This window comes from Pseudomonas sp. PDM05 (assembly GCF_014851685.1).
Lineage (GTDB): Bacteria > Pseudomonadota > Gammaproteobacteria > Pseudomonadales > Pseudomonadaceae > Aquipseudomonas.
The window spans coordinates 189952-212364 of sequence record NZ_JACVAC010000007.1 but is presented as its reverse complement, the minus strand read 5'-3'; the positions used below and the strand labels follow the sequence as shown (position 1 = coordinate 212364).

Genomic DNA, 22413 nt, shown 5'->3' with positions numbered 1-22413 from the left:
CCTGCCAGCTTCAGGCGATTCTGACAGACGTTAAGGTCAGCCCACGATAAAGGTCTGACCGGTCTGCAAGCCCTCGACGCTTTTGGCGTAGGCCAACGCCACATCTGCCCCCGCCGCCGGTTTGAAACCGCGGAAATAAGGCGCGTAGCTGCCCATCGCTTCCACCAGTACCGTAGGACTTACAGAATTGACGCGCAGGCCCCGTGGCAATTCGATTGCCGCTGCTTTGACGAACGCATCCAGCGCACCGTTGACCAGCGCCGCCGATGCACCCGTGCGGATCGGGTCGCGGTTGAGGATGCCGCTGGTGAAGGTGAAAGACGCGCCGTCGTTGGCGTACTCGCGGCCGATCAGCAGCAGGTTGACCTGGCCCATCAGTTTGTCGCGCAGGCCCAGTTCAAAGTCGGCGTCGCTCATTTCACCCAGTGCCGCGAACTTCACGCTGCCGGCGGCGCAGACCAGCGCGTCGAACTTGCCGGTCTGCTCGAACAGCTTGCGGATTGAGGCGCTGTCGCTGATGTCCACCTGAAAGTCACCGCTGGTACGGCCGATGCTGATCACCTTGTGACGCTGCGCCAGTTCGTTCTTGACTGCCGAGCCGACGGTGCCGCTGGCGCCAATCAATAGGATTTTCATGGTGCTGTTCCTCCAGTGGGGGTAAGTGAGGGTTCAGTCTAGAGTGGCTTTTTCCCTGGATAAACGTGCTAATAGGCAACCTTTGGTTTTCTTTTGGAAACAATCCATGAGCGAGATGGATGACCTGGCGGCCTTTGCCGTGTTGATCGAAGCCGGCAGTTTCACCGTGGCGGCGGAGCAGTTGGGCTGTAGCAAGGGGCAACTGTCCAAGCGCATCAGCCAGTTGGAAACGCAGTACTCGGTCGTGTTGCTGCATCGCACCACGCGCAAGCTCAGCCTCACCGCGGCCGGCGCGGCGCTGCTGCCCCAGGCCCAGGCGCTGGTGGTCCAGGTCGACCGCGCCCGTCAGGCATTGGCGCGGCTCAAAGACGATCTTGTCGGACCGGTGCGTATGACGGTTCCAGTGTCGTTGGGCGAAACCTTCTTTGATGGCTTGCTACTGGAGTTTTCCAAGCAGTACCCGCAAGTTCAGCTCGAGCTAGAGCTGAACAACAACTATCGCGATCTGGCGCGAGATGGCTTCGACTTGGGGGTGCGTTCCGGTGCCATCGAAAACGCGCGCCTGGTGGCCAAGCCATTGCTGGCCTGGCATGAGATGACCTGCGCCAGCCCGGCTTACCTGGAGCAGCATGGCGAGCCGCAGACCCCGGCGGATCTGGCCCGCCACACCTGCCTGCTCAACAGTCACTACAGCGGCCGCGAAGAGTGGCTGTACCACCAGCAGCACGAGTTATTGCGGGTGCGGGTCAGTGGCACCTTCGCCTCCAATCATTACAACCTGTTGAAAAAGGCTGCGCTGGTCGGGGCCGGTATTGCCCGTCTGCCGTCCTACGTCTTACCCGCGGAATTGGCTGACGGGCGCTTGCGCTTGCTCCTGCGCGACTTTCAGACGCGGAGCATGCCGATGTACCTGGTGCATCCCTATCAAGGCGGCCTGCCGCGTCGCACTCAAGTGTTGGCCGATTACCTGGTGGACTGGTTCAAGCGCAGCGGCGAGGCCCTCGACCGGCTTTAGTGGTAACGGCGGGCGATCAACTGGTCGATGGACAAGCGTCCCGGTCCCTTGGCCACCAGCAGCAACAGCACGGCGATCCAGGTGCCGTGGGTCGGGTAGGCGTCCGGGTAGACGAAGAGCTGAATGACCAGGGTCATGCCGATCAGCGCCAGGGCCGAGAATCGCGTGGCGAACCCGATCAGAATCAGCACCGGGAAAAAATGCTCGGCAAACGCCGCCATATGTGCGGCCACCTCCGGCGACAGCAACGGCACGTGGTATTCGCTGCGAAACAGCGGCAAGGTCGACGCGGCCAGGCGTGGCTCACCCAGCTCAAAGGTGCCGCCGATCAGGTCCACGGCAAAGCCCTCGACCTTGGTTTGCCCGGATTTCCAGAACACCGCGGCGATGGAAAACCGTGCGATGAAGGCGAGCAGGCTGTAGGGGATTTTTTCGAATAGTTGAATGACCTGTCTTACCAGGCACGGTGCGGAGGTGTTCATGGCGATACCTTTTGGTCCAGATGCAAATGAATGATGGCCTGGTGGCTGATCAGCAGCGTCAGGCATTGGTGCAGGTCGAATTCAGCGTTGGCCTCCAGGGCGCACTCCACGGCCCTCAGCAAAGGCAAGCCGTGGCCCAGGCGGTCGATAAAGGCCTGCGATCCAGGGTCGATGGCGAACACCTTGACCTCCAGGCCTTGGCGCAATACCAGGGCACTCTGGGCATGCCAGGGGTCCAGGGTGCCGACGCCATCCTCTGCCTGATGCGCGGCCCACATCGCCACCAGCGCATACGCGCTAGCCAGCGTGGTCACCGACGGATGCAGTTGCACGCGCAGTGCCCCCAGGTCGGCTTGGCCTTGCAGGGCCTGGAGTAGCGCTTGAGGGGCCAGCGGCGCATGGTCGGCCGCGTGATACGCGCAGACCCGCAAGCGTTCCAGCCGTGCCATATCCGCCAGGTAGGGCACGCTGGCCGCCGGTTCGAAACCCTGGATGAAGTCGGCGAGCGTACTGCCGTACTCGCACATCAACGGGCTGGTGGGTGGGCAGCTCTGTAGGTAGAGGCCGGCCATGGCGCGGAAAAACCTGTCGCCCACCAGTTGCAGGGTCACGGGGTACGCGGTGGCCAGCGCGTTGATCAACGCGCTGTGTACATTGTTGCGATACACCGCGAAGCGGCTGGCGGGGTCGGCGCCGTTACGGCTGAACAGGCCGTCGGGGCAGGTCGCTTCGGGGGCCAGCAAGGCGGCGGCAAAATCGGCGTGCAGGCTCATGGGCTGACCTGCGACAGGTGCCAGTCCGCGTGCCGGGCTTCGGCTTGCAGCACGCTGAAGGCCGGTACCTGATTGTCGCGTTCGATCAATGTGGCGACCGGTCCGGTGCGTGTCAGTACGCTTTCGTACAACTGCCATACGGCGTTATCGATGGGCGCGCCGTGATCATCGATCAGTAGGCGTTCGCCGAGGCTGTCAGTGTCTTCGGCAAAACCGGCCAGATGAATCTCACCGACGGCGTGCAGCGGTAACGCGTCGATGTAGGCCAGTGGCTCGCGCTGGTGATTGATGCACGACACGTAGACGTTGTTGACGTCCAGCAGCAAACCACAGCCGGTGCGGCGGACGATTTCGCTGATGAAGTCGGTCTCGTCCAGGGTCGAGCGCTGGAATTGCAGGTAGGTCGACGGATTCTCCAGCAGCATCGGGCGCTTGAGCGCGCTTTGGACCTGGTCAACGTGTTCGCACACACGCTTGAGGGTGGCGGCGTCGTAGGCCAGGGGCAGCAGGTCATGGAGAAACACCGGGCCATGGCTCGACCAGGCCAGGTGTTCGGAAAAGGACTGGGGTTGATAGCGCTCGATCAGCGTGGCCAGGCGTGCCAGGTGCGCAGGGTCCAGGGGGCCTTCGCCGCCGATGGACAGGCCCACGCCGTGCAACGACAGCGGGTACTGTGCGCGGATCAATCCCAGGTAGTGATGAAAGGGCCCGCCGGCGACCATGTAGTTTTCGGCGTGCACTTCAAAAAAACCGATGTCGGGGGTGGTCTCAAGCACTTCGCTCAAGTGCTCGTGCTTGAGCCCCAGCCCGGCCCGGCGCGGAAGGCCGGGCGCCTGAGCCTGGGAGGCGGGGTGCAGGGATGAAAGAATCATCATCAGTACTCAGGCGGCCCAGGGTTTCAGGACTTGGCGGTGAAGGCCGCTTCCTGGCCGAAACCGGTCGGCGAGGTGGAGCTTGGGGTTTGGGTGCAGGTGCCAGCGGGGACCAGCTTCCAGGCGTTGGCCTGGTCCTTGGTTTTCGAGGTGCCAGCGCAGGACGTGCCAGCGCCTGCGGCACAGTCGTTTTTACCGGCTTCAGCGACGCCGAAACATTTCTGCATATCGTCAGCGGCGTGGGCGGTGGTGGTCAGCGCGGACAGGCTCAGGGCGGAACCGAGGGCCAGGACGAGGGTGGCAGCGGACAGTTTGGTGGTCATGGTGAATCTCCAGCAGTGGGTTGAGTTGGCGGGCTTGATTGCCTGCTTGCACCACTAGAGACAGGAGGGGGTAATCCGTTACAAACCCACCCAAAATAATTTCGGGTCTCATCGGATTCAATGAAACACACAACGCAAATGTGGGAGCGGGCTTGCTCGCGAAAGCGGCGTGCCAGCCAACAGATACTTGGCTGATCCACCGCATTCGCGAGCAAGCCCGCTCCCACATTTTTTGACCCGGTTCGTGCAGCAACCGGTGGTTAACCGCCCAGGTACGCCTCACGCACCTTGGGATCGGTCAGCAATTGCTCACCCGAACCTTCCATCACCACCCGGCCGTTCTCCAGCACATAGGCACGGTCGGCGATTTTCAGGGCCTGGTTGGCGTTCTGCTCCACCAGGAACACCGTTACACCGTCCTTGCGCAGCTGTTCGATGATGTCGAAGATCTGCTGGATGATGATCGGTGCCAGGCCCAGGGACGGTTCGTCGAGCAACAGCAGCTTGGGCTTGCTCATCAGCGCCCGACCGATGGCGAGCATTTGCTGCTCGCCGCCGGACATGGTGCCGCCGCGCTGGCTGAAGCGCTCCTTGAGCCGAGGGAAAAGGTGCAGCACCTTGTCCATCTGTTCCTGGAAGTCGCCCTTGTCGGTAAAGAACCCGCCCATGGCCAGGTTCTCTTCCACGGTCAGGCGGGAAAACACCCGACGACCTTCCGGCACCACCGCGATGCTTTTGCGCATGATCTGCGACGATTGCAGGCCCACCAGTTCCTCACCCATGTAGCGGATGCTGCCGCTGTGGGCTTGCGGCGAACCGCACAGGGTCATCAGCAGGGTCGACTTGCCGGCACCGTTGGCGCCGATCAGCGTGACGATCTCACCTTGGCGCACTTCCACGTTGACGCTGTGCAGGGCCTGGATCTTGCCGTAGAAAGTGGAAACGTTTTCGAATTGCAGCATTTTACGCTTCCCCCAAATAGGCTTTGATCACTTCCGGGTTGTCGCGGATCTGCTCCGGCGTCCCGTCGGCCAGCGGCGTGCCCTGGTTGATCACCACGATGTGATCGGAAATGCTCATGACCAGTTTCATGTCGTGTTCGATCAACAGCACGGTGACGTTGTGTTCCTCACGCAGCACACTGATCAGCGCCTTGAGGTCTTCGGTTTCCTTGGGGTTCAGGCCGGCAGCCGGTTCGTCGAGCATGAGGATGCGCGGGCGGGTCATCATGCAACGGGCGATTTCCAGGCGACGTTGCTGACCATAGGCCAGGGTGCCGGCAGGGCGGTTGGCGAACTCGGTCAGGTTGACCTTGTCCAGCCAGTACGCGGCAAATTCCATGGCCTCGCGCTCGCTCTTGCGGAACGCCGGGGTCTTGAACAGGCCCGCCAGGAAGTTGGTGTTCAAGTGGCGGTGCTGGGCGATCAGCAGGTTCTCGACCGCTGTCATGTCCTTGAACAGGCGCACGTTCTGGAAGGTCCGCACCACGCCCTTGCGGGCGATCTCGTGACCGGCCAGGCCCTGGATCGGCTGGCCGTCCAGCATGATGCTGCCACCGCTCGGCTTGTAGAAACCGGTGAGGCAGTTGAACACCGTGGTCTTGCCGGCGCCGTTGGGGCCGATCAATGCAACCACCTGTTTCTCTTTCACGGTCAGGGCCACGCCGTTGACCGCCAGCAAGCCGCCGAAGCGCATGCTCAAGTTTTCAACCTTCAGGATCTCGCGGCTCATTTGCGCAGCTCCATGTGTGGACGTTGCATAGGGAGCAGGCCTTGAGGACGCCAGATCATCATCAGCACCATCATGGCGCCGAACATCAACATGCGGTATTCGCTGAACTCACGCATCATTTCCGGCAGCAGGATCATCACGATTGCCGCCAGAATGACGCCCAACTGCGAGCCCATGCCGCCCAGTACCACGATGGCGAGGATGATCGCCGACTCGATAAAGGTGAACGACTCCGGGGTGACCAGGCCTTGGCGCGCGGCGAAGAAGCTGCCGGCGAAACCGGCGAACGCAGCACCCAGGGTGAAGGCGGAAAGCTTGATGATGGTCGGGTTCAGGCCCAGGGCACGGCAGGCGATCTCATCTTCGCGCAACGCTTCCCACGCACGGCCGATCGGCATGCGCAGCAAACGGTTGATCACGAACAAGGCCGCCAACGCCAGCAACAGCGCCACCAGGTACAGGAACACCACTTTGCTTACCGGGTTGTAGTCGATCCCGAAGTACTCGTGGAAGGTCTGCATGCCTTCTGCGGCGCTGCGGTCGAACGACAGCCCGAAGAAGGTCGGCTTGGGGATGCTGCTGATGCCGTTCGGGCCACCGGTGATGTCGGTCAGGTTACGCAGGAACAGTCGGATGATTTCCCCGAAGCCCAAGGTCACGATCGCCAGGTAGTCACCGCGCAAGCGCAATACCGGGAAGCCCAGCAGGAAGCCGAACGTCGCCGCCGCCATGCCCGCCAGTGGCAGGCAGATCCAGAAGCTCCAGCCCAGGTAGTGCGAGAGCAGCGCGTAGGTGTAGGCACCCACCGCATAGAAACCCACATAACCGAGGTCGAGCAGACCGGCCAGGCCCACCACGATGTTCAGGCCCAGGCCCAGCAACACGTAGATCAGGATCAGGGTGGCGATGTCGACGGCGCCGCGCGAGCCGAAGAACGGCCAGATCAATGCGGCAATGATCAACGCGATGATGATGTAGCGCTGGGTACGCGGCAGGGTCAGGAATTGGCTGACCTTGGGCGATACCAACGGCCCACGGTTGCCCTTGAACAAGGCACCGACCTGTTGGGTGAACAACACGCGCAGGAACATCAGCACCGAGCACAGGGCAATGATGGTCAGGGTCACGGGACCGGTGCCATGCACTTCCAGGTTGATGCCGACAATGCTCAGCTTGAGGCCGAGTACCGGAAAGGCCACGGCCCACACCAGCAGGGCGCTGAAGAACGCCGATTTAAGATATCTGCTCATACTTTCTCAACCTCCGGACGGCCCAGAATGCCGGTCGGACGGAACAACAGCACCAGAACCAACAGGCCGAACGCCACGACGTCCTTGTACTGGTCGCCGAAGATGTCGGCGCCAAAGGCTTCGGCCACACCCAGCACCAGGCCACCGAGCATCGCGCCCGGGATACTGCCGATGCCGCCCAATACCGCCGCGGTAAAGGCCTTGAGGCCTACCAGGAAACCGGCGTTGGGGTTGATCACGCCGTACTGCATGCTCAGCAGCACCGCCGCGACCGCGGCCAGCGCGGCACCGATCACGAAGGTCAGGGCGATGATGTTGTTGGTGTTGATGCCCAGCAGGTTGGCCATCTTGATGTCTTCGGCGCAGGCCCGGCAGGCGCGCCCCAGACGGGAGCGGGAGATGAACAGGGTCAGGCCCAGCATGGCCACCAGGGTGACAACGAAGACCAGGATCTGCATGTAGGAAATCAGCACTTCCTCCGCGCCGCCCGGGCCGAAGGAGAAGCTCCCAGGGATCAGGTTGGGGATGGATTTATCCTTGGAATCTTGGGACAGCAATACAGTGTTCTGTAGGAAAATCGACATGCCGATGGCGGAAATCAACGGGATCAAACGGTTGCTGCCACGCAAGGGACGATAGGCAACACGCTCGATACTGTAGCCGTAGGCACTGGTTACAACGATTGACGCGATAAACGCGGCGGTCATCAACAGCGGCAGGGAGTGGATTCCCATCATGGCCAGCCCGGCAAGGGCGATAAAGGCCACGTAGGAACCAATCATGTACACCTCGCCATGGGCGAAGTTGATCATTCCAATGATGCCGTAAACCATTGTGTAGCCAATGGCTATCAAGGCATAGGTGCTGCCAATGGTCAGGCCATTAACCAGCTGTTGGAAAAAATGATAGATCTCAGGCATTACAGCGCTCCTAAAAACCCGATACGCATTTCACTGGTGGAGTCATGTTCCGGCCCCGCGCTGTGTTCTATGAGCACATTTGCACGAAGCGTTTGCCAGCGAACCGCTGGTGACGGTTTTAAGATTTTCAGGTGAGCCAGCGCCCGGATCGCGGGTGACAGGCCCATAAACCTCGTAAAACAAAGCCCACTGCTTTCACAGTGGGCTTGTTGGACCAGTAACGCCTGGCTTACTGAGGGGAAACTTCGGTTTTTGGTTTGCCGAAGTGCCATTCGTAGACCACGAACTTGAAGTCCTTCAGGTCGCCCTTGGCGTCAAAGCTCAGGTCGCCGGTAGGGGTCTTGAACGTGCCCGCGTGGATCGCGGCTGCCACTTTGGCGGTGTCTTCGCTCTTCGCGGCAGCGATACCGCTGGCGATCAGCTCAACGGCGGAGTAGGCCGGGAACACGAACGGGCCGCTTGGGTCCTTGCCGTCAGCCTTGATGGCGTCAACGATGGCCTTGTTCTCTGGCTCGGCGTCGAACGACTTCGGCAGGGTGACCAGCAGGCCTTCGGAAGCGCCTTGGGCGATTTGCGAGATGGAGTCGTTGCCGACGCCTTCCGGACCCATGAACTTGGCTTTCAGGCCTTTTTCCTGGGCTTGGCGCAGGATCAGGCCCAGCTCTGGGTGGTAGCCGCCGTAGTAGACGAAGTCGACGTTGGCTTGCTTGAGCTTCTGGATGATCGAGGAGAAGTCTTTGTCGCCGGCGTTCAGGCCTTCGAAGACGGCAACCTTGGTGCCTTTCTTCTCAAGGGTCTGTTTGACGGCGGTGGCGATGCCTTCACCGTATTGCTGTTTGTCGTGCAGTACGGCAACGACTTTCGGCTTCACGTGGTCGGCGATGTAGTTGCCGGCCGCTGGGCCCTGGGCGCTGTCCAGGCCGATGGTGCGGAAGACCAGCTTGTAGCCACGGGCGGTGATGTCCGGGCTGGTAGCGGCCGGGGTGATCATGATGACGCCTTCGTCTTCATAGATGTCCGACGCTGGCTGAGTGGAGCTGGAGCAGAGGTGACCGACCACGAACTTGACGCCATCGTTGACCACTTTGTTGGCTACGGCAACGGCTTGTTTTGGATCGCAAGCGTCATCGTATTCCTTGGCTTCAAGCATCTTGCCATCGACGCCGCCCTTGGCATTGATGTCTTTGATCGCTTGTTTTGCGCCTACGAACTGCATGTCGCCGTATTGCGTAACCGGGCCGGTCTTCGGGCCGGCGATGCCGATCTTGATGGTGTCGGCTGCAAACGAATGGCCGGCAACCCCAGCCAGGACCATAGCGGCAAACAGTTTGGAAATCTGCTTAGTAGCCTTATTCATAGTGCTCCACTCTTGCTGTTGTATTTTTTATAGTTCTAGCGGCCTTGTGAGCTGCAGAACCGGATCGGATATCTCGGACATCCCCCGGCAGCGGCCTGGCAACTGTACCGGTACAGTGTAGAGCGCCGGTTGATCGCTTGAAAAGCTGGCTGCTGGGGGCAAAACCCGGGCATGTCGCTTAAATGAAAGAAAAAGACAGAATCGCGGCGGGCTGATGCCAGAGTTTCGGGCAATCCTTGGCTTTTCTGAAACTTTCTATCGATGACTCATTTTGCAACTGGGTTTCTGCCTGGCTTTTTATGCGAACGCCTCGACGTTAAGATTGCGCCGATTTTTTACTCAGGTGAATTCCCATGACGCAAGAACCTAGCACCCTCTATGCCAAGCTGCTCGGTGAAACCGCCGAAATTTCCTGGAAGGAGCTTGAACCGTTCTTTGCCAAGGGTGCCCTATTGTGGGTCGACGCCGGCCTGGATTTGATCGAAGCCGCCGAAGGAATGGCTGAGGACAACCGTGACAAAGTCGCCTCCTGGCTGGCCTCGGGGAGCCTTGGCGAAGTGTCTGCGACGCGGGCATTGGACCTGGTGGAACGTGATCCCAGCCTCTGGGCGGTGGTGGTTTCGCCTTGGATTCTGATCCAGGAAAGGGCGGCACAAGAAAGCTAGGCACCAAAAAGGTGCGTGTTTTTCGCCGAAGGAAGTGTGTAGCGGAGTAACCGCTGGCGCCGTGATGGCATGTTGCCGTAGAGAAAGGTCACAGCGCAGGGTGACGTGCACGTCATGGGAACAGTTTTCTCGCGGCCAAAAGCGCGGCTGAATTGTTTCTTGGTGTGAATAAACGGCGGGTGCCTGTCAGATAAATCCGTGTGAAGCGGTGAAGCAAGGAAGTTCGCGCACCACTTCTACGCCGCAAAACGTTTCTTCCACGCCATGCCGGCGTACTTTTTCAGCCGGCACGGTAGAGTGCGTCAAACCCATGCCACAGGCCTGGCAACGCCAGCGCATGGCACTCTGAAACAACGACGGCGCCGATGGGCGCCGTCTCAAGGTCTCAGGCCGTTTTACCTGTGTGGTTATTCAACGAAATAACCTTGGTCTTGCCGATGCGGTGACGGTAGATCTCGCGCAGGTACTTGATCGCCTTCTTCACACAGTCCCGCGACAGGCGGATGTCATTGATCGACACGAATTTCTCTTTGTCGTTGATCAGTTCGCGGTACTTCTTCTCATACATCGGCTTGATCGCGTACCAGTTGGTATCGAGGATCTTCGCCGGGTTTTCAAACTCGTTGAGCAACTCGTCGATGCGGTCTTCGTCGAAGTCCTCGTGGATGATGAAGTCCAGGATCGAGTTGTCCAGCGTCTCGTCGAAGCGGTACGGGTTGCGCGCAAAGCAGCGTTTGATAAACGCCACGATCAAGGTCAGGAAGTCGTCCGACAGGCATGGGCTCTTGGCGATCAAGGTGGTCAGCGATAGGTTGGCCGAGGCGCCGATCACCAGGGCATAGCGCTTGAGCGTGGTATTGGGGAACAAGCTGTTGAGGTGGGTCTTGAGCCGGTTGAGGTCCATGTAGGACAGTTTGTAGTCCTTGGGCAGCGAGACGATCGACACCACCGACGAGCAGTTCTTGAAGAAGTGCAGGTCGTGCAACGCCGCAGCGTCGTAGCCGGAGTTCTTGTACTGCTCCAGGGACGCTCTGTAGCGCTTGGATTCAATCGGCAGCAAGCTGATGCCTTCGATGGCCTGGGTGACCTTGTTGAAGTGCGGCAGGTCGATGGAGCGGAAGAACAGGTCGTCGATGTTCAGGCGCTGCGGTTCTTTGTCGAACACCTTGAACTTGTCGTTGGACGGCGCCGGGGTTTCCGGCACCACCGACTCGGCGTAGGCAATCGCCACCGGCCCGGCCAGACTCATAAACAGGTCGTTGGCATCCAGGCGGATGGTCTCGCCGATGTCGATACCGGCGCGGCGGAAGTAGTTCTGGTCGTAGTCGGTGGTCACCGCCTGGGCGGTGAGGATGTTGAAGATCTGCTGGGAAATATACTGGTTGGCGTGTTTTTCCATGGCATTGACGTCAATGTTCTGGATATTGCCGTCATCGCTCTCTTCGGCGTAGCGCATGATGTCGTTGGAGATCAGCATCATCGCGTTCCATGGGCGGATTCGCCCCTTCACGCTGGCCTCGCTGCTGTCTTCATTGGCGAAGTTGTATGAGAAATCCCATTCTTCCGACAGATACTTGCAGAGCAAACGCCCGGCGTTGATATGCAGTGCCTCGGACATTTCGCTGCGGTGGTCGGAGATGTTCGGCAGCACGCAGATGCCGCTGGTGAAGATCGGCTCGAACACAAACGCGTGGCCGCTCTTGCTGTCGTGCTCGTCGGCGGGCTTGGTGTCGAAGGTCTTGTTCATGTACGAGTGTTGCTGGGCCAGGCCGAATTCCGAGGCCATGCCTGAACCCGTGCCGCCGCCGGCGCTGAAGATCGAGAAGTACAGGCGCGACTGGTTGGCCTTGATGCCGCAGGAGTCGATCAGGTACGAGTGGATCATTTTCCAGTCGGGGCTGGAAAAGCGCTGGGTGTCTTTGTTGAGGATGATCTTGGCCAGGTACTGGCCGAGGATCGGCGCGTTACCCGCGCCACCGGCATGCACCTCCGACAGGTCCATGATTTTCATTTTGCTGTAGTCGCGCAGGAACCCGCTTTTTTCACCCTTGCGCGAGAAGCGGATGCGCCCGGCGATGTCCTTATCCAGGTCGCCGAGCATCACCAGCGGTTCCACCAGGAACACCGGCTTGCTGGCCTTGCCGCCGCCCAGGCGCAGGTTGTTGCGGATCCACTGCGCCGGGCTGTAGCCCTTGTCCGCCGATTTGTCTTCGTTACTGAACTCATTCAGGTAGAACTTGCGCGCGTTGTACACCAGCTCGGCCACGTCCAGCGCGATGTTCGAACCGCAGCGCCCCAGGCCGATCAGGCAGACCGAAGGAAATTCCTGCTCGTTGCGCGGGTCGCCGTCGCCTTCCTGCTGGGGCAGGCGTGGGAACACCATGTCGCGCAGGCCGTCGAGGTTGTCGAGGATGCGGTCGGTGTTGGTTTCGGTGAAGTACAGGTATTGCTGGGTGGCCAGCGGGCGGGCGCTGCTCAATGACTTTGAACCTGGGGATTTTTCCACAGGTGCTGTCGGCAACACGTCGGGGACCACGGTGGCAGAGTTATTTTTGGAAGTCATTGGGCGCCATGTACCTGAACGGATGGCTGGAGAATTTCAAGGAGCCATCACTGAATGGGAGTTCGCGACTTTGCAGCGCGTCTTCGTCCGGGATGTGAAAATTAACCCTGCGTTCTCAAGGGAAAACGTAGCCGGACTCTGATGAATCGGCCGTTGGTCGGGTTTCTTTAAACAAATGATGGCGTAATGCCAAAGTTTCGACGTCAGCGGATTGGCCGCACCACCGAGGTGGAGCCGGCACGGCCGGGGGAGGGCGCCTTGGGGGCGCAAATGTCCATCGCGCCCGCCGCGCTCAACGCATGCAGCGGGTTCTGCCTTTCAATGCCTTGGATCACGCCGATGATATCGGCGGCGCACACCGCCGGGCTGAGCAGGTAGCCCTGGACGAAATCGCAGCCATGCTTGAGCAGCAACTCGAACTGCGCCTGGGTTTCCACGCCTTCGGTGACCACCTGCAGGTGCAGGGTGTGGGCCATGCCGATAATCGCCTGGACGATCTCGATGTCGGCAGTGGATTTGGGGATGTCCTGGATAAACGAACGATCAATCTTCAAGGTATTGAGCGGCAGGCGTTTAAGGTAGGCGAGGGAGGAATAGCCGGTGCCGAAATCATCGATGGCCAGTGAAACACCCAGTGCACGGATCTGGCGCAGCAACGCCAGGGTGCTGCTGATATTGCCCATCAGCGCGTTTTCGGTGACTTCCAGTTCCAGGCGGTGGGCCGCCACACCGGCGAAACGCAGTGCGTCTTCGATTTCATCGGCCAGTTCGTCGCGGGCCATGTTCAAGGCCGAGCAGTTCACCGCCATGGTCAGTTCGTAATAGCCCCGGTCAGACAACAGGCTCAGATCGTGACAGGCCTGGCGCAATACCCAGTGGTCCAGTTCGGCAATCAGGCCGTTGCTTTCGGCGATCCCGATAAACCGGTCCGGAGCCAACAGGCCGTGTATCGGGTGTTGCCAGCGCACCAAGGCCTCCAGGCGCGAGACTTTGCCCAGTTTCATGTCGAAGATCGGTTGGTAGAACAACACCAGCTGGTTTCTGGCCCGCAGTGCGCCACGCAGCTCTTCTTCCAGTTGCAGTTCGAGAAAGGCGCGGGTTTTCAGGTTGGAGCTGAAGAAGTTCAGGGTATTGCGGCCGGTGTCTTTGGATTGGTACAGCGCCAGGTCGGCGGTTTTCAGCAGCTCTTCGCAGGTCTGGCCATCGTCCGGGAACAGGCTGATGCCGATGCTGGTGGTCATCACCATGCGCCGCCCGGCCAACTCTATCGGGTCTTTCATCTTTTGCATGATGCGCTGGGCCATGTGCCGCGCTTCGTCACGGTGGTGGATGTTGATCAGGATGCAGAACTCATCGCCGCCAAACCGCGCAACCACGTCTTCATGGCTGCGCACCGACCCTTTGATATGCCCGGCAAGGACGCTGAGCAATTGGTCGCCGGCGTCGTGGCCGAGGCTGTCGTTGATGCGCTTGAAATGGTCGATATCAAGGAAAATAACCGCCAACATGCCGTTTGATGCGGTTTTTTCAGCGACTTTTTCCGCAAAGATCTGGTTGAAGCCGCGCCGGTTGAGCAGGCTGGTCAGGGCGTCAAAATGCGCTACTTGCTGCAGCGAGGCACGGGCCTGGTCCAACTCGCTGAGCAGGGCGTTGACTCGGCGCAGGTCGCGCTCCTTGTGTTGCAGCTTCTTGTCCGCCAGTGCCGCGCTGACGCTGCTTCCGATCACCAGCAAGGTGATGACGGCGACCGACAGGCCGAGTTGGATGGGGTTGTTGTTCAGCGGCAGTGAGAGGTCTGCGCCGGTGGGCACGATCAGGCGCATGGCCGCCATGCCGGTAAAGTGCATGCTGAGGATGCCGGCGCCCAGCACCAGGCTGGCCGCGTATTTGAGCAGTTGGTGAAACACCCCGGCGCCGTTGCGCAGGTAGCTCGACAGCAGCAGCGCCGCAAGGCTGGCACCGATGGCGATGCCAATCGAGGCCATGAACAGTGCTGACTCGAAATACGCCTGGGCCTGGGAACGCATGGCGGATATGCCGACGTAGTGCATCAGGGCGATGCCCAGGCCCATCCATACCGACGCCAGCAGATACTGGTGCAAGCGCAGCCGGGGATGACTGAGGGTTTGCATGGCGAACAGCGAGGCAATCATGGCGATCAGCAGCGAAATGAAGGTCATGAACAATTCGTGGTGAATCGCGATGGGCGCCTGGAAGGCCAGCATGCTGATGAAGTGTGTGGACCAGATACCACCGGCCAGGCAACCGGCACCGAGCCAGCGCCAGCGGCGACGTGCAGTAGGGTCTTCGACGTGGCCGACGCGCTCGGCCATATCGAGCGTACCGAAACCGGCCGCACAGGCGACCAGGTAGGCCAGTAGCACCAGGAAGGGGTTATGACTGCAATTGAGTAATAAATGCCCGTTCGCTGGAAGCTCGGTAAAGAAATTCAGACCAAGCCATTCCATAGCGTGCCCCATCATAGAGTCTCGTCACTGCCTACGGCGATGACCTATGCAGTCGAGTATAGAAGCCTCGCAGGATTCGCCATGAATAATGGCACTTTGCTCTGAATGATTTTGGCATGCCGGCCATAGCGTTTGATGCTAAGCGCTGATGGGCAGATCCAGCTCGAAGGGCGCTTCCAGGGGCGGCAGGCCGAAGGCGGCGCGGGCTGCATCGCAATCGGCGTTGTGCACGCCCTCGTGCCAGGACGCTTCAAATTCGCGGCAGGTACTCGAGCGTTGCGTGTAGATCGAGCAACTGGTGCCCTTGCCCACTTCACCTTCAAGGCTGCAGCAGCGTACGGGTTTCTGGTCGGTGCCGATCATCGCCACGCGCGTCGGGTTGATCTGTACCACCAGATCGTCGGGTACCGTCCCTCCGGACGAGGCGCACTCACCCCAGAAAAAAGACACGCGAAAGTGTGAACAGCAGGCACCGCAACTCAGGCACGGACTGGCTTCGGACATGGGCGTCATCGATAAGAAAGTAAGAGGGGGACTACAGGAAGGCTTGCCATTCTATCTGCGCCATGGCCGTTGGGAAGAGGGGAGCAGATATATATTTTCGTAGGGAAAGTCCCATGAAACCGGGAGAAATCATGCCCTATCAGCTTTACGAATCATTACAGACAAGCGCTGCCAGCCCCACTATGTTGCAGGGACCGGGCAGGATGCATCGGGCATCGCAGCTCTCATAACAATAAAAGAGACGGACCCATGCAGAACTCGACCCAAGCGGCGAATGCCTGGCGCATTCTGTTCCTGCTGTTCCTCGCCAATTTGTTCAACTTCTTCGATCGCACCATTCCCGCGATCATCATCGAGCCGATCCGCATGGAATGGCACCTGAGCGACTTCCAGCTCGGCATCATCGGTACCGCCTTCACCATCGTCTATGCCATCGCCGGCCTGCCCCTCGGGCGCCTGGCCGATACCGGTTCGCGCAGCAAATTGATGGGCTGGGGCCTGTTCGCCTGGAGTGGGCTGACGGCGGTCAATGGCCTGGTCGGCAGTTTCTGGAGCTTTTTGCTGGTGCGCATGGGCATCGGTATCGGCGAAGCCAGCTACGCCCCGGCGGCCAACTCGCTGATCGGCGACCTGTTTCCCGCTCATCGCCGTGCCCGGGCGATGGGTATTTTCATGCTCGGCTTGCCCCTGGGCCTGTTGTTGGCCTTCTTCACTATCGGTTGGATGGTCAAGGCGTTCGACAGCTGGCGCGCGCCGTTCTTTATCGCCGCCGTGCCGGGGATGATCCTTGCGGTGTTCATGTTCTATATCAAGGAGCCCAAGCGCGGCGCCGCTGAAACCGTGCAAGTCTCCCAGGCGCGCGTCGACCGCCCGATCCGTCGCGTGCTGGCAGTGCCGACGTTCCTTTGGCTGGTGCTGGCCGGGCTGTGTTTCAACTTCGCTACCTATGCCTGCAACTCGTTCCTGGTGCCGATGCTACAGCGCTACTTCCTGATGCCATTGCAGGATGCAGCGGTCGCCACGGGCGTGATCGTCGGCCTGACCGGCCTGGTGGGCCTGACCCTGGGCGGTTGGGTGGCCGACAAGATTCATCAGCGGGTTGCCAACGGCCGCCTGCTGTTCGCGGCGTTCAGCCTGATCATTTCCACCGTCACCACGGCCTGGGCGTTGCACGCCGGGCGTATCGAGATCGGGGTGTTTGTGGCGTTGTTCAGTGTGGGCTGGCTGTTTGCCTATAACTTCTACACCTGCGTGTACACGGCGATTCAAGACGTGGTCGAGCCGCGTCTGCGGGCCACGGCGATGGCGCTGTTTTTTGCCGGGTTGTACTTGCTGGGCGGCGGCATGGGGCCGATCGTGGTGGGGGGCTTGTCCGATCATTTCGCCCATTCGGCGATGTATGCGGCGGGGGCGGAGCAGATGACCGAGGCGTACAAGGCAGTGGGGTTGCATGACGCCATGTATCTGATCCCGGTGGCGCTGTTGCTGACCATGCTGTTTCTGTTCCAGGCGTCGCGGTGTTTTGTGCGTGATGCCAAGAAGATGAAGGAGGGCTTGAGTGTTATTGAGGTGCCGGCGTCGGCGGTTACAGCTTGAGACCGAGGTGACTTCATCGCAGGCAAGCCAGCTCCCACATTTGGCTGCATTCCAACGTTGGAACTCGGTCAACTGTGGGAGCGGGCTAGCCCGCGATGAGGCCCTCAAGGCATATAAAGAAGGCCCGCATTGCGCGGGCCTTCTTTATTACTAGCCTGCGACCAGGACTCGAATCGCTTCCAACCGCAGCGCGGCTTTGTCCAGCATCGCCAAACCTTGCTCGCGCTGGTTGCGCAACGCCACCAACTCACTGTCACGCACGGTTGGGTTGACCGCTTGCAACGCGGTCAGGCGTGCCAGTTCTTCGTCGGTGTCCGCTGCCAGGCGACGCTTGGCCTCGGCCACACGCTCGGCGTGCTGCGGGGTGATCTTCTCTTCGCCGGCGTTGATCCGTGGCGTCAGCTGGTCGCGCTGGGCCTGGATAAACTTGTTGGCGCTGGCCCGTGGCACGCTTTCCAACTGGTCGTTGAGCGTCACGAACGACACACGGCTCGACAGGTCATTGCCATTGGCATCCAGCAAGCAGCGCAAGGCGGCCGGCGGCAGGTAGCGGCCCAGTTGCAGGGCGCGCGGTGCGACCACTTCGCTGACGTAGAGCAGTTCCAGCAACACGGTGCCCGGTTTCAGCGCCTTGTTCTTGATCAGGGCCACGGCGGTGTTGCCCATCGAACCGGACAGCACCAAGTCCATGCCGCCCTGCACCATCGGGTGTTCCCAGGTGATGAACTGCATGTCTTCACGTGACAGTGCCTGGTTGCGGTCGTAGGTGATGGTCACGCCTTCGTCGTCGCCGAGGGGGAAGCTGGCGTCGAGCATTTTTTCGCTCGGCTTCAGGATCAGGGCGTTTTCCGAATGGTCTTCGCTGTCGATGCCGAACGCATCGAACAGGGTTTCCATGTAGATCGGCAGGGCGAACTGATCGTCTTGCTCCAGGATGTCCTCGACCAGCGCGTCGCCTTCCCCGGCACCGCCGGAGTTGAGTTCCAGCAAGCGGTCGCGACCGGTGTGCAGCTCTTGCTCCAGGCGCTCGCGCTCGGTGCGGGCTTCGTCGATCAGGGCTTGCCACTCGCCGTCGTCGGCTGCTTCCAGCAGCGGCAGCAGGCGTGGGCCGAACTGATGCTGCAAGGCGTTGCCGGTCGGGCAGGTGTTGAGGAATGCATTCAGCGCCTCGTTGTACCACTGGAACAGGCGCTCTTGCGGGCTGGTCTCCAGGTACGGCACGTGCAGTTCGATCACGTGTTTCTGGCCGATCCGGTCCAGACGGCCGATCCGCTGTTCCAGCAGGTCCGGGTGAGACGGCAGGTCGAACAGCACCAAGTGGTGGGAGAACTGGAAGTTGCGGCCTTCGCTGCCGATCTCGGAGCAGATCAGCACCTGGGCGCCGAACTCTTCATCGGCGAAGTAGGCGGCGGCGCGGTCACGCTCGAGGATGTTCATGCCCTCGTGGAATACCGTGGCCGGAATGCCGGAGCGCACGCGCAGGGCGTCTTCCAGGTCCATGGCGGTTTCGGCGTGGGCGCAGATCACCAGGACCTTGGTGCGCTTGAGCATTTTCAGCTGGTCGATCAGCCATTCGACCCGTGGGTCGAAGCGCCACCAGCGGTTTTCTTCCTCAATGTCCGGTTGCGCCTGGAAGCTGACTTCCGGGTACAACTCGGCGTGCTCGCCCAGCGGCAATTCGAGGTATTCGTCCGGGTTCGCCAGCGGGTAGGCGTGCAGCTTGCGCTCCGGGAAACCCTGCACGGCGGCGCGGGTGTTGCGGAACAGCACGCGGCCGGTGCCGTGGCGGTCGAGCAACTCGCGCACCAGGCGTGCGCTGGCTTCGGTGTCACCATCGTTGACGGCGGTGAGCAGGGCTTCGCCTTCGTCACCGAGGAAACCCTGGATGGTCTTGTGGGCGGCTGGCGACAGGCGGCCCTTGTCCATCAGTTCCTGCACGGCTTCGGCCACCGGGCGATAGTTCTCGCTCTCGGCGCGGAAGGCGGCCAGGTCGTGGAAGCGGTTCGGGTCCAGCAGGCGCAGGCGGGCGAAGTGGCTGTCCTGGCCCAATTGTTCCGGGGTGGCGGTCAGCAGCAGCACGCCAGGAATCACTTCGGCCAGTTGCTCGACCAGAGCGTATTCGGCGCTGGCCTTTTCTTCGTGCCAGACCAGGTGGTGAGCTTCGTCGACCACCAGCAGGTCCCAGCCGGCGGCGAACAGCGCGTCCTGGGCCTTCTCGTCGTCCACCAGCCATTCCAGTGCCACCAGGGCAAGCTGGGTGTCTTCGAATGGGTTGGCGGCATCGCTTTCAATGAAGCGTTCTTCGTCAAACAGCGCAACCTGCAGGTTGAAGCGGCGGCGCATTTCCACCAGCCATTGGTGCTGCAGGTTTTCCGGGACCAGGATCAGCACGCGGTTGGCGCGGCCCGACAGCAGTTGGCGATGGATCACCAGGCCGGCTTCGATGGTCTTGCCCAGGCCTACTTCGTCGGCCAGCAATACCCGCGGCGCGATACGGTCGGCGACTTCACGGGCGATGTGCAATTGGTGGGCAATCGGTTGCGCACGCACGCCACCCAGGCCCCACAGCGAAGACTGCAATTGGCGGCTGGTGTGTTCCAGGGTGTGGTAGCGCAGCGAGAACCAGGCCAGCGGGTCGATCTGCCCGGCGAACAGACGGTCGCTGGCCAGGCGGAACTGGATGAAATTGGAGAGTTGGGTTTCCGGCAGGGTGACCTGCTCGTTCTGCCCATTGAGGCCGTGGTACACCAGCAGGCCGTCGACGTCGTCGACTTCCTGCACGGTCATTTTCCAGCCTTCGAAATGGGTGATGGTGTCCCCCGGCGAGAACCGCACGCGAGTGAGGGGCGCATTCCGTAGCGCATACTGGCGGGTGTCGCCAGTGGCCGGATAGAGCACGGTCAACAAGCGGCCGTCCTGTGCCAGAACGGTGCCTAACCCCAGCTCTGCTTCGCTGTCACTAATCCAGCGTTGCCCCGGTTGATACTGCTGCGCCATGCTGCCTGACTCCCGCCGTGAAAAAGCCGACTATCTTAACGGAACACGGCCCTCAGCCAAAGGACTCCTGACAAAAACTACTCCGTTTGAGTGGCTGCCCGGAAGTCGGATCGACGGGTGGCGGGCACTTGGGAGTGTCGACTGGGTCACAGCTTGGCGAGTGTAGGCTCAAGTCGCCCGCAGGCGCGCCGACAGCCTGTTGATCAGGAGAACAAACCTTATGCTGCCACCCATGCTGCCCGTCAGCGTTGTGCCGGTCACGTCACAACTCGATCCGGTACGCCAGAAACCGGATATTCCGCCCGTGGTGCCAGTTCAGGCGGGCTCCAACGAAAGCACCATCGACCTGAAGAAGGGCGATGCCGAGCAGTCGACCTTTCTGCTGCGCGAAGAACAACGCCGCCAGCAAGAGCAGCAAAAACGCCGCCGCGAAGCCGATGAAGATCCGGAGCAGCACCTAGCCATTCCGGGCGACCTGCTCAACGCCGACAACACCGTGCCGGTGGTGCCGCTGATCGAAGACGCGCCGCGCCAGGGCTTGTGGGTGGACGTCGAGGTTTAGCCGCGCAATTGCTCCAGGGCCACCAGCAACCGTTCGACGTCGTGTGTGTTATTGAGCGGGCTGACGGAAACCCGCGCAATGCTGGCCAGGCCGCGCGCCTGCATGTCCAGCGGGGTGTACGCCACATCATTGGCGCCGATGTTGATGCGCTTGAGGCCCAATTGCCGCTTGAGTTCGAAGGCGTCCCAGCCGGCGAGGTTGAAGGCGATCAGCCCGGATTGGCAGGTGCCCAGGTCGTGCAGGGTAATTCCTGGAATCTGACGCAGCCCCTCGCGGATTCGCTCGCTGACCTGTGAGACGGTTTCCCATACCCGCGCAATCCCCAACTGATTGATTTCCTGCAACGCATTGCCCAATCCCGCCAATAAGGCGTAGGACGCTTCGCTGGTTTCAAAGCGGCGGGCGTCGTTGCGCAAGTCGAACCCTTCGGTTGTCCACGGTGCAGAAAATACATCGCGCTGGGCCGGGTTCAGTTGCTTGAGAAAGTCTGGTCGCACATACAACAGTGCCGTGCCGCGTGGCCCGCGCAGGTGTTTGCGCCCGGCCGACTTGAGCACGTCGCAGTGCAGCGCCTGCACATCCACCGGCACTTGGCCGACGGCTTGGCCGGCATCGATGAAGTAAGGGATACCGTGCCGTCTGGCCACTTCGCCGATGGCCTGGGCGGGGTTGATCAGGCCGCCGTTGGCGGGCAGCCAGGTGAGGTCGATCAGCCTGACCTTGGCATCGATCATTGCTTCCAGCGCCAGCGGACAGACCGCGCCGGTTGCGTCGCAGGGGATGACTTCTATGCGGGCACCGGCTTGCACTGCCAGTTGCATGCTCGCCAGGTTGCCGCCCCATTCATGACGCCCCACCAGGATGCGGTCGCCTGGCTGCCATGGGGCCAGCGCCTGGAACGCCATGCTCCAGGCGGTCGAGCCGCTGCCGGCGAAGGCGATGGATGCGGTGGGCGCATTGAGCAATTGCCCGGCGGCGTGACGGGCGTTATCCAGCAGTTGCGCGCCGTACTCGCCAGCCTCCATCGGCCCGTCGCGGGCCTCGCGGTGCAGTTGTTCGATGATGGCATCGAGGGTGGCCTGGCTCGGTAGCGATGCCCCTGCGTGATTGAAGTGCGCGATGCCGGACTGGCAGCCGGGGGTGGCGTCGCGCAGCGCCTGGATGTTGAGCGGGCTCACGGGCGTAGCTCGAAAATGGCGTCAATCTCCACCGCCACACCGGCGGGCAGGCTGGAGACACCCACGGCGGTGCGCACATGGCGGCCTTTTTCACCGAGGGCATTGACCAACAGGTTCGACGCACCGTTGGCGACCAGGCTCTGGCGCTGGAAGTCGCCGCTGCTGGCGATGTAAACGCCCAGGCGCAGCGTGCGAACCAGCTGTGACAGGTCATCCTCCAGTGCATCGCCCAATTGCGCGAGCAGGCTCAACGCTGCCAGTTCTGCGGCGTGGGCGCCTTCTTCATCGCTGAGGGATTCCCCCAGGCGGCCGACATAGGCAGGTTGGCCATCGATCAGGGGAATTTGCCCGGAGATAAACAGCTGGTTGCCGCTGATGACATGGCTGATGTAGTTGGCCGCCGGCAGGCTGGGCGTTGGCAGCGTGAGGCCGAGGGTGTGTACGCGTTGGCGCAGGGAGTCGCTCATGATCCATCCTCAAGGGTTAGGGAGGACTGATCATGTTGCTCGGTCGGATTGGCG

Annotated in this window: 20 protein-coding genes; 4 read left to right on the top strand and 16 right to left on the bottom strand. The window is 61.0% G+C overall.

What is annotated here, in order from left to right; all coding sequences use genetic code 11:
- Nucleotides 1–36 precede the first annotated feature (36 nt).
- Nucleotides 37–636, bottom strand: a complete 600-nt coding sequence (locus tag IB241_RS16290) for a short chain dehydrogenase (protein ID WP_192299305.1) — start codon at nt 634–636, stop codon at nt 37–39.
- A gap of 106 nt (nt 637–742) precedes the next feature.
- On the opposite strand from IB241_RS16290, the gene IB241_RS16285 reads away from it, so the two are divergent.
- Nucleotides 743–1651 carry a LysR family transcriptional regulator gene (locus IB241_RS16285; RefSeq protein WP_192299304.1) on the top strand — a complete coding sequence of 303 codons (909 nt, stop codon included), beginning with the start codon at nt 743–745 and terminating at the stop codon, nt 1649–1651.
- On the opposite strand, the gene IB241_RS16280 is transcribed toward IB241_RS16285, so the two are convergent.
- The 9 genes from IB241_RS16280 to IB241_RS16240 form a co-directional block, all read right to left on the bottom strand.
- Nucleotides 1648–2133, bottom strand: coding sequence for a DoxX family protein (locus IB241_RS16280; RefSeq protein ID WP_192299303.1), 486 nt, complete (start codon nt 2131–2133; stop codon nt 1648–1650). The genes IB241_RS16285 and IB241_RS16280 overlap by 4 nt on opposite strands.
- Nucleotides 2130–2906: a DUF2063 domain-containing protein gene (locus IB241_RS16275; RefSeq protein WP_192299302.1), complete on the bottom strand. Its 777-nt coding sequence runs from the start codon at nt 2904–2906 to the stop codon at nt 2130–2132. The genes IB241_RS16280 and IB241_RS16275 overlap by 4 nt, the downstream gene beginning before the upstream one ends.
- Nucleotides 2903–3781, bottom strand: coding sequence for a DUF692 domain-containing protein (locus IB241_RS16270; RefSeq protein ID WP_192299301.1), 879 nt, complete (start codon nt 3779–3781; stop codon nt 2903–2905). Before IB241_RS16270 ends, IB241_RS16275 begins: the two co-directional genes overlap by 4 nt.
- Before the next feature lie 23 nt (nt 3782–3804).
- Nucleotides 3805–4101: a DUF2282 domain-containing protein gene (locus IB241_RS16265; protein ID WP_024073886.1), complete on the bottom strand. Its 297-nt coding sequence runs from the start codon at nt 4099–4101 to the stop codon at nt 3805–3807.
- 260 nt (nt 4102–4361) lie between these two features.
- Entirely contained in the window at nt 4362–5063 is a 702-nt protein-coding gene (locus tag IB241_RS16260; RefSeq protein WP_017735935.1) for an ABC transporter ATP-binding protein, read from the bottom strand.
- A 1-nt stretch (nt 5064) separates the two neighbouring features.
- Nucleotides 5065–5832, bottom strand: a complete 768-nt coding sequence (livG, locus tag IB241_RS16255) for a high-affinity branched-chain amino acid ABC transporter ATP-binding protein LivG (RefSeq protein WP_192299300.1) — start codon at nt 5830–5832, stop codon at nt 5065–5067.
- Nucleotides 5829–7082: a high-affinity branched-chain amino acid ABC transporter permease LivM gene (locus IB241_RS16250; protein WP_192299299.1), complete on the bottom strand. Its 1254-nt coding sequence runs from the start codon at nt 7080–7082 to the stop codon at nt 5829–5831. The genes livG and IB241_RS16250 overlap by 4 nt, the downstream gene beginning before the upstream one ends.
- Entirely contained in the window at nt 7079–8002 is a 924-nt protein-coding gene (gene livH, locus IB241_RS16245; RefSeq protein WP_060753800.1) for a high-affinity branched-chain amino acid ABC transporter permease LivH, read from the bottom strand. The genes IB241_RS16250 and livH overlap by 4 nt, the downstream gene beginning before the upstream one ends.
- 229 nt (nt 8003–8231) lie before the next feature.
- The gene (locus tag IB241_RS16240) at nt 8232–9359 is read right to left on the bottom strand and encodes a branched-chain amino acid ABC transporter substrate-binding protein (protein WP_192299298.1); all 1128 of its coding nucleotides are present in this window, start codon (nt 9357–9359) and stop codon (nt 8232–8234) included.
- Nucleotides 9360–9712: 353 nt separating this feature from the next.
- On the opposite strand from IB241_RS16240, the gene IB241_RS16235 reads away from it, so the two are divergent.
- Nucleotides 9713–10024, top strand: a complete 312-nt coding sequence (locus tag IB241_RS16235; RefSeq protein ID WP_192299297.1) for a DUF2288 domain-containing protein — start codon at nt 9713–9715, stop codon at nt 10022–10024.
- Nucleotides 10025–10409: 385 nt separating this feature from the next.
- Here IB241_RS16235 and IB241_RS16230 read toward each other — a convergent pair whose 3' ends face one another.
- From IB241_RS16230 to IB241_RS16220, 3 genes are all read right to left on the bottom strand, one after another.
- Nucleotides 10410–12587 (bottom strand): hypothetical protein, encoded by a 2178-nt coding sequence (locus IB241_RS16230; protein ID WP_192299296.1) that lies wholly within the window; start codon nt 12585–12587, stop codon nt 10410–10412.
- A gap of 203 nt (nt 12588–12790) precedes the next feature.
- A complete protein-coding gene (locus tag IB241_RS16225) occupies nt 12791–15055 on the bottom strand; it encodes a putative bifunctional diguanylate cyclase/phosphodiesterase (RefSeq protein WP_192299295.1) in 2265 nt (754 codons plus the stop codon).
- Between the two features lie 138 nt (nt 15056–15193).
- Complete coding sequence (locus tag IB241_RS16220) at nt 15194–15559, bottom strand: YkgJ family cysteine cluster protein (protein ID WP_192299294.1); 366 nt, start codon at nt 15557–15559, stop codon at nt 15194–15196.
- Nucleotides 15560–15808: 249 nt separating this feature from the next.
- Here IB241_RS16220 and IB241_RS16215 point away from each other — a divergent pair, with 249 nt between their 5' ends.
- Complete coding sequence (locus IB241_RS16215) at nt 15809–17155, top strand: spinster family MFS transporter (RefSeq protein WP_192299293.1); 1347 nt, start codon at nt 15809–15811, stop codon at nt 17153–17155.
- 150 nt (nt 17156–17305) lie between these two features.
- Here IB241_RS16215 and rapA read toward each other — a convergent pair whose 3' ends face one another.
- Nucleotides 17306–20152, bottom strand: a complete 2847-nt coding sequence (gene rapA, locus IB241_RS16210; RefSeq protein ID WP_192299292.1) for an RNA polymerase-associated protein RapA — start codon at nt 20150–20152, stop codon at nt 17306–17308.
- Between the two features lie 220 nt (nt 20153–20372).
- Between rapA and IB241_RS16205 the strand changes: the two genes are divergently transcribed.
- Nucleotides 20373–20714, top strand: coding sequence for a hypothetical protein (locus IB241_RS16205; protein WP_025855310.1), 342 nt, complete (start codon nt 20373–20375; stop codon nt 20712–20714).
- On the opposite strand, the gene IB241_RS16200 is transcribed toward IB241_RS16205, so the two are convergent.
- Nucleotides 20711–21892 (bottom strand): aminotransferase class V-fold PLP-dependent enzyme, encoded by a 1182-nt coding sequence (locus IB241_RS16200; RefSeq protein ID WP_192299291.1) that lies wholly within the window; start codon nt 21890–21892, stop codon nt 20711–20713. The two genes, IB241_RS16205 and IB241_RS16200, sit on opposite strands and share 4 nt — an antisense overlap.
- Nucleotides 21889–22359 (bottom strand): RidA family protein, encoded by a 471-nt coding sequence (locus tag IB241_RS16195; RefSeq protein WP_192299290.1) that lies wholly within the window; start codon nt 22357–22359, stop codon nt 21889–21891. The genes IB241_RS16200 and IB241_RS16195 overlap by 4 nt, the downstream gene beginning before the upstream one ends.
- Nucleotides 22360–22413 lie beyond the last annotated feature (54 nt).